This window comes from Microcystis sp. M_QC_C_20170808_M3Col (assembly GCF_007095505.1).
Lineage (GTDB): Bacteria > Cyanobacteriota > Cyanobacteriia > Cyanobacteriales > Microcystaceae > Microcystis.
In genome coordinates, this window is record NZ_SFBY01000436.1 from 1 (window position 1) to 6,937 (window position 6,937).

General features: G+C 44.2%; 3 protein-coding genes and 1 pseudogene. 1 reads left to right on the plus strand and 3 read right to left on the minus strand.

Annotated elements, in window-relative coordinates; translation table 11 throughout:
* Window positions 1–448: 448 nt before the first annotated feature.
* Window positions 449–1,618: an HhoA/HhoB/HtrA family serine endopeptidase gene (locus EWV84_RS20070; RefSeq protein WP_287079633.1), complete on the minus strand. Its 1,170-nt coding sequence runs from the start codon at window positions 1,616–1,618 to the stop codon at window positions 449–451.
* A gap of 270 nt (window positions 1,619–1,888) precedes the next feature.
* Window positions 1,889–2,557: a hypothetical protein gene (locus EWV84_RS20075; protein WP_287079634.1), complete on the minus strand. Its 669-nt coding sequence runs from the start codon at window positions 2,555–2,557 to the stop codon at window positions 1,889–1,891.
* 216 nt (window positions 2,558–2,773) lie between these two features.
* On the opposite strand from EWV84_RS20075, the gene EWV84_RS20080 reads away from it, so the two are divergent.
* Window positions 2,774–4,885 carry a serine/threonine-protein kinase gene (locus EWV84_RS20080; RefSeq protein ID WP_287079635.1) on the plus strand — a complete coding sequence of 704 codons (2,112 nt, stop codon included), beginning with the start codon at window positions 2,774–2,776 and terminating at the stop codon, window positions 4,883–4,885.
* Here the strand turns inward: EWV84_RS20080 and EWV84_RS20085 are convergent.
* Window positions 4,882–6,269 (minus strand): annotated as a pseudogene (locus EWV84_RS20085) (aromatic ring-hydroxylating dioxygenase subunit alpha). The gene EWV84_RS20080 and the pseudogene EWV84_RS20085 sit on opposite strands and share 4 nt — an antisense overlap.
* Window positions 6,270–6,937 lie beyond the last annotated feature (668 nt).

Genomic DNA, 6,937 nt, shown 5'->3' on the forward strand with positions numbered 1-6,937 from the left:
GTACTAGGTAGAGAAGATGCAAGGGTTTTGAGTAATTTTAGCAGATTCAGGGGCACCTGAGCGACTCTCAATCAAGCTAAAAGCCCTTTCCTGTAAGGTTTTTAGCTTTATTCAGCAGATCCTAATTATGCAAGGGGTTTGGAACAAACCTCTTTAGACGCAGAGTCGTCGAGCTTCTCTTTGTGCGGAAGTATGAGGCAACCGCCATCGGCAAAGAAGCGTCAGAAACGACCATCTCAGGGAAGCGGATTGGAGTAGTTCAAAAGATTTTCGGCCTTGCTCAATCAAGGTATGATACTAAATCCTGTTTAAAAAGTATAGGAAAGTAGGGGGCAGGAATTATTAATTATGAATTATGAATTATGAAGTGGGGAGTATTTTCAGTGAACTGAAAACTCACATCTGAAAACTGAAAACTGAAAACTGAAAACTGACTCCGAACCGCCGATTACTGATTCGACATTTGGGCGGTGATTACGGTGAGATCGATCGCCCTTTCGCCCCTTCTGATCCTGAGGGGTAAAGATTGACCGATCCCGGTTTTTTCCACCATTTCCTGTAACTCACCGCCATCGCTAACCGGTTGATTATTAGCTTTGACAATCACATCCCCGCGACGGATCCCGGCTTTTTCGGCGGGGGTATTGGGTAGGACTTTCACCACCAAAATTCCCGACACTTCCGGGACGATCATGGCAGAATTGGGGTTTTGATTATTAGCCCGGGCTAAATCGGGAGTTAGATTAACCATCTGTACACCGATATAGGGATGGGCCACCTTTTGACCTGCTTCTAGGGTCGCTTGTAACTGCTTGGCCCGGTCGATGGGAATGGCAAAACCGATCCCCATGGCATCGGCACGAATCGCCGTATTGATGCCGATGACTTCTCCTTGGGCGTTGAGTAAAGGACCGCCGGAATTACCCGGGTTAATAGCGGCATCGGTTTGGATAAAATCAATGCGTTTATCGGGAATACCCGCCTTAGCCGCCGAGCGCCCGATCGTGCTAATAATTCCTAAAGTTACCGTATTATCTAGACCGACGGGATTGCCTACTGCGATCGCCCAGTCTCCCACTTGTATGGATGCGGAATTGCCGAGGACGGCTACAGGTAATTTTTCTCCTTGGGGATTAATTTTCACCACGGCTAAATCAGTGATCTCATCAGTACCGCGTACTTCTCCTTTGAAGCTACGACCATCTTTTAATGTCACCGTTACCTTATCGGCATTATCGACCACATGGGCATTAGTTAAGATTAAACCACTGCCATCGATAATAAAACCCGATCCCTGGCCAGCCACTCGCTGCTGTGTCGGGACACGAAACTGTTCCCCAAAAAACTCCTGAAAAAAAGGATCATCAAAAAAGGGGCTATTGGGACGAGTAATGATCGCTTCGGTGTCAATTCGCACCACTGCCGCACCCGTGCGCGCCACTGCCTTAGCGACAAAACTTTCCGCCGTCATCTCTGGGGTAATTCTGGCCACATCGGCGGCAACGCTGGGCAGATTTTGAGCATTTACCGCCGCTAAACTGCTAAAACCGAGCATAATTCCTAGAAAAGTTGCCAAAGCGTGGGTAATAGTGCGCCGTAACCCTGTAGGAAGTTTCATACTTTGATCTCTGATTCTGATGTTTTAACTGTTTCTATCTATCGGTTGACAGACCGACTATTAAAAATCTAACAAATCGATCGCTCTGGTTAAATCCAGAAATAACCAATGATACTAAATCCAGTTATTAAAAACTGATTATCTATTCCTCCTTTTGCCTTTTGCCTCTTGCCTTTTGCCTGTCCTGATATATAGCCTATACTCAACGGATTTAGTATGAGTTGCCACCAAATCCGTCTGCTGGCGGATTTGGTCATGGTTTGGCGTTTACTAATCTCTGATCACTAGGGGCGATTGCAGGGTAATATTTAAATCTCGATCGGGGTTAACAGAGTATAACTGCACGGAACTACCACCGACAATTCCCGCCGCCGGTAAACCCCATCCTGCAAGGGTTCCCACGGCTGCCCCCGCTAAGACATCGAGAACTTCAATCTTGCGATCGCCCGTGAGAGCAGCGATCGCTGTGGCTGCCCCCGCACCAGCGACGGTTCCCCCTAAGATATCTTGAGTTTTTGCCCCTTTACGCACCGTTTCAGTGGTAGTAATTAATCGCGAACTAGCATTGAGGGGAATAGTGCGATTACCCCCATCGAGGCCAATTTCATCGGCAATAAACCGCACACCTCGGCCCGCCGCTTCTAAAGTACCCTTGACTTCACTTCCCGCTGCAATCACCACACTCCCATTCCGGTCACGAATATCTCTGGCTACGGTTAAAGTCAGAGGAATAACATCGCTTTTAGAAACTAAAATTTTATCGGCTTTCTCGTAATTTAAGGGAATAACTGTTCCCGCCGGAATCGATATTTGTTGAGCGATGAGACGTGGCCGATTAATATTACTTTGAGCGAGGACGGGAAAAGTACCGGACATGGAACCCATGAGCAGGGTAATCAGTAAAGATGTACTAACCCTAGTAACAGGATTGATAGACATAGCGGTTATCCTCAAACAACAGTGAACTTTCTCTGTTTCTAGATTATTTTTTTCTGTCTGTCATGTCAGTCCCCTCCACAGGGAATTTTTTCCCTCTCTATAGGGAAAAAAGTAGAATGGCAGAATTTCTGTACTTTGTCTATCCACCGCAAAAGAGAGCCGAAAAGCCTAGAATAGTAAAAAAGAATCGTAAAAAACCTCGGATTGCCATCGTCTATGGAACTCGCTACCGGAAACATCCTTAGTCATCGCTACCAAATTATCCGTCAATTGGGGAAAGGGGGATTCGGACAGACTTTCTTGGCCTGCGATCGCCAGTTACCCAATCAAAATCGCTGTGTGATCAAACAATTTAAACCCCAGTGCCAAGATGCCGAAACTATAGCCATCGCTAGACGACTCTTTGAAACCGAGGCGAAAATCCTGCAAGAATTGGGCATTCATCGCCAGATTCCCCGTTTATTTGCTTATTTTGAGGAAAATGGGCAATTTTTCCTCGTGCAAGAATACATTGAAGGGGAAGATTTAGCCAGAGAAATTACTGCCGGTGTCTATAGGCAAGATGAAGGGAAAGTGGTGGCTTTATTAACAGAAATTCTCTCAATTCTCGAATTTGTCCATCACAAACAGGTGATCCATCGCGATGTTAATCCCTTCAATCTTATTCGTCGCAGCCAAGATCATCAATTGGTTTTAATTGATTTTGGTGCTGTCAAAGAAATTAGCACTCAAGTGGTTAAAGAAGGTAAAACCGTTTCTACCGTCGCTATTGGTACCCCTGGTTATTTCCCCAGTGAACAGGCCCAGGGTTATCCGCGTTTTAGTAGCGATATCTATGCCACTGGTATTATTGGATTACAAGCTTTAACCGGTAAAGATACCGAAGATATTCCACTGGATGCTCGCACGGGGGAAATTCTCTGGCAACATTTGGCCATGACTAGCGCCGAGTTTAGTTATGTTATCGAGCGCATGATCCGCTATGATTTTCGTCAGCGTTATACCAGTGTCAGTGAAGCATTAATCGATCTGAGAAAATTAGGGAAAATTTATCATCTCGCTCCGAAAACTACCTATGGTGTGAAACCTCAAGGTCAGGTGGCTCGTCAAGGGAAATCTTGGCTAACAAAAATCTTGTTTGTCTCTGGGATAATTGGCTTAATAGCAGGTGCTTATCTGGGTTTTGACTATTGGAAAAATTCTCGTAATTCTCTTGATTACTATCAACAAGGTCAGACTTTTTATCAACTCAAACGCTATACTGATGCCCTTAATTCCTATGGTCAAGCCTTAAAAATTAATCCCGATTATCTTGGGGCATTGCAAGGAAAAGCTGATACTTTATTAGCTTTAAAAAGATACTCGGAAGCTTTAAATACCTACGAAAAAGCTATTCAAATTAACCCAGATTCCGCTTGGCAAGCTTGGCTCGGTCGCGGGCAAGCTTTAGATAAATTAGGCAAAAATCAGGAGGCTTTGGAAAGTTTTGATCGGGTCTTATCTTTTAATCCTGCCGCTAGTCAAGCTTGGCAAGGTAAAGCCAATATCTATTTAGAACTGCAACAATATTCCGCCGCCCAAAAAGCTCTTGACAAATTGTTAACTTTTCAGCAAAATGATGCCAAAGCATGGTATAAAAAAGGCTGGTCATTACAAAATCTTGAGGATTATGAAGGGGCAGTTAAAGCCTACGATCAGGCTCTAGCGATCGAATCGGATAATGCCTTAATTTGGTATCAAAAAGGTAATAGTTTGTATCAATTAAATAAAATTAATGATGCTTTAGAAAGTTATAGCAAAGCCGGACAATTTAATCCCCAATTTTCCCAAGCTCACTATAGTCAAGGGATTATTCTGCAAAAATTAGGCCGCAATTCAGAAGCTTTGGAGGCATTTACTCAAGCAACTAAAGCCAATTCTAATTATTATCAAGCTTGGTTAAATCAAGGGGCATTACTTCATCAAATGGAAAGATTTCAAGAAGCGATCGCATCCTACGAAAAAGCTCGCCGCATTTCTTCCCAAAAAGCCGAAGTTTTTATCGGTATCGGTAACGCTTGCTATCGTTTAGGCGACAATTCCCAAGCTATAACTGCCTATCAACAGGCGATTCAAAGACAAAAAGATAACCCCGAAACCTGGAAAAGTTTAGGCAATAGTTGGTTTAAACTCGGTCAATACGAGCGAGCGATTCAAGCTTATCAAGAATCACTTCGTTATCGTTCCAATGACCGAGAAGTACAAACACAAAAACAACTGGCAGAAACTCGCTGGCAAGAACTTCAGCAATCTCCCCAAAATCAAAGCAAAGAGGAACAGGTTCCCTAGCTTCCGCTCTTTTTACCGGTATTTCTCGGCAATAATTCCCGTCCTTGATAAAACTGTTTTTTCAGTTCTCCCAAGCGCCAATAAGCTCCCACCATAATTACAGTTAATACTGTCAGCACTGTCACGGGAAGGAGGGCCGATTGACCGAAAATTAGGGCTAAAAGTGGTAGAGATAGACCAAGAATAATAGCGATCGCTAATGTTAACCCCCGCAGACGATTAATATTTTTTAAAGCCCCTTGACAAACAGCACAATTTTTGGTATGAGACTGATAGCGTTCGAGGAGAATCTCTTTTGATTGTAGGGGGGAAAAGGTTGACCAGCGAAAGGATCAGCTTGGTATTGATTAACCCAGTTGCGATACTCAAACACTAATAAATCCGCTTTGGTGGGGAGATAACAAGCTTGACTAAAATTCCGACTATCCCCCTGAGCTTGCAGATAACGCTCTTGATAGTAGAGAAAAATCTGATCATCTTCAAGAATAGCGTTTTGATTGATGTGGGAATACCAAGTGGGGGTAAGCTTAATGAAGAATTTCGGCAGTTTAGAGTTAAATTTAAAGGGAAAACGAGCAAAGAGACGACATTCTCCCTGACGGATTGGAGTTGCATAGACCGCGGTTAAAGTCCGTCCGAACTTTTCCGAGGTGAGATCGTGGTAAATGAATCCGGGGGCGATAAAATTGCTGTATTGTTGACCTAATTTACCTTTACGCGGTCCTTCGGGCCAAATTCCCTTAAATCCCTGACGATTGGACTCGATAATTTCTAACTCCATAGGAGCGGCATTGGCCCGATTACCGATGGTGAGATGATGGGTATAGGGAATATGACTAGAATCGATAATATTTTCCATTAAAGTGACGGCCGAGTAGGGTAGATCTCGAAAGGTATCCAAACAAATCCAAGCATCGGCATCCTCCTCCATGGGTTCAATAATCGGAATCTCAGTCAGGGGAGCATTTTCGGGATTACCCGCATAAACGAATAATAATCCCTGACGGATAGCCGTGGGAAAAGACCGCACACAAGCGCGTCGAGAGGTGTTAGCTTGACTGTTTTCCGGTTGTTGGGGAATAAATTCACAGTTTCCCCCTCCGGAAAAAGACCAACCGTGATAGGGACATTCTAGATGTCCGCTTTCGTTAAGACGACCTTCTGAGAGAGGAGCCAAGCGATGGGGACATTTATCCTCGAAAACTCGCCATTCTTGCTGATTTTTGTCCCACCAAATCACTAAATCCTGTTCTAGTAGGGTAAAGCGTTGGGGCTGCTTTTTGTCTAAATCTTTGACGTAGTAGATAGGATACCAAACTTGACGACAATCAAAGCGATCGATATCTGTTCCCCCGATGGGATAGGTAGCAGTGCTGCTCAACATAAATTTTAAAATAAGTTAACATTTCTCCTCCAAAATCTAACAAATTTAATCGACAAAAGGGGACAGATGCCGGTATCTGCTGGGGAAACAACCACCAGCGCTATATTTTGGGATGATAATTAGGGTCTGCTGAATAAATCTAAAAACCTTGTTGGGTAAGACTTTTAGACTTTTTGTCAATCAAAAAGTACCGGACTGGGAGTGATCAGGGGGAAAATTCAGGGACTTTTTCCCTGAAAATTAGGTAATTGACCCCCTCAGAATCGGTAAAACCCTACACCCCACACCCCACACCCCACACCCTACCCCCAAGAAAAACTTTTTGCCGCAAACCCTAATTAAAGGGTAGTTTCCCATCGATAAAGCGAGAATGGGAGAAGGATCAAGACGAAACTAAGGGGAGTTTACCAGAATGTCAGGAGAAACCGTCACTTATTCCCTAGAAACTATTCTGACCAGGAGCGAGGGAAAAAATAGACAATCTACAAAGGGACGTTAATCAAAAATTTGACAAGATTGTTGACATCCTCACCGCCGTAAACGGACGGCGATTCCCAAACCTCACGATTTGGGTTTCTGCTTCTTTCCCTTGCGGGGTTCCGCACCTGCCTTAACAGATTTACTCTGTTCTGGTCTTATGGTCGCGACCCGGACTGACACCGCAAGCC

Bases quoted from the DNA above. Each gene is read 5' to 3' on its own strand.
- EWV84_RS20070 (WP_287079633.1), bottom strand. From the start codon at position 1,618: ATGAAACTTCCTACAGGGTTACGGCGCACTATTACCCACGCTTTGGCA.
- EWV84_RS20075 (WP_287079634.1), bottom strand. From the start codon at position 2,557: ATGTCTATCAATCCTGTTACTAGGGTTAGTACATCTTTACTGATTACC.
- EWV84_RS20080 (WP_287079635.1), top strand. From the start codon at position 2,774: ATGGAACTCGCTACCGGAAACATCCTTAGTCATCGCTACCAAATTATC.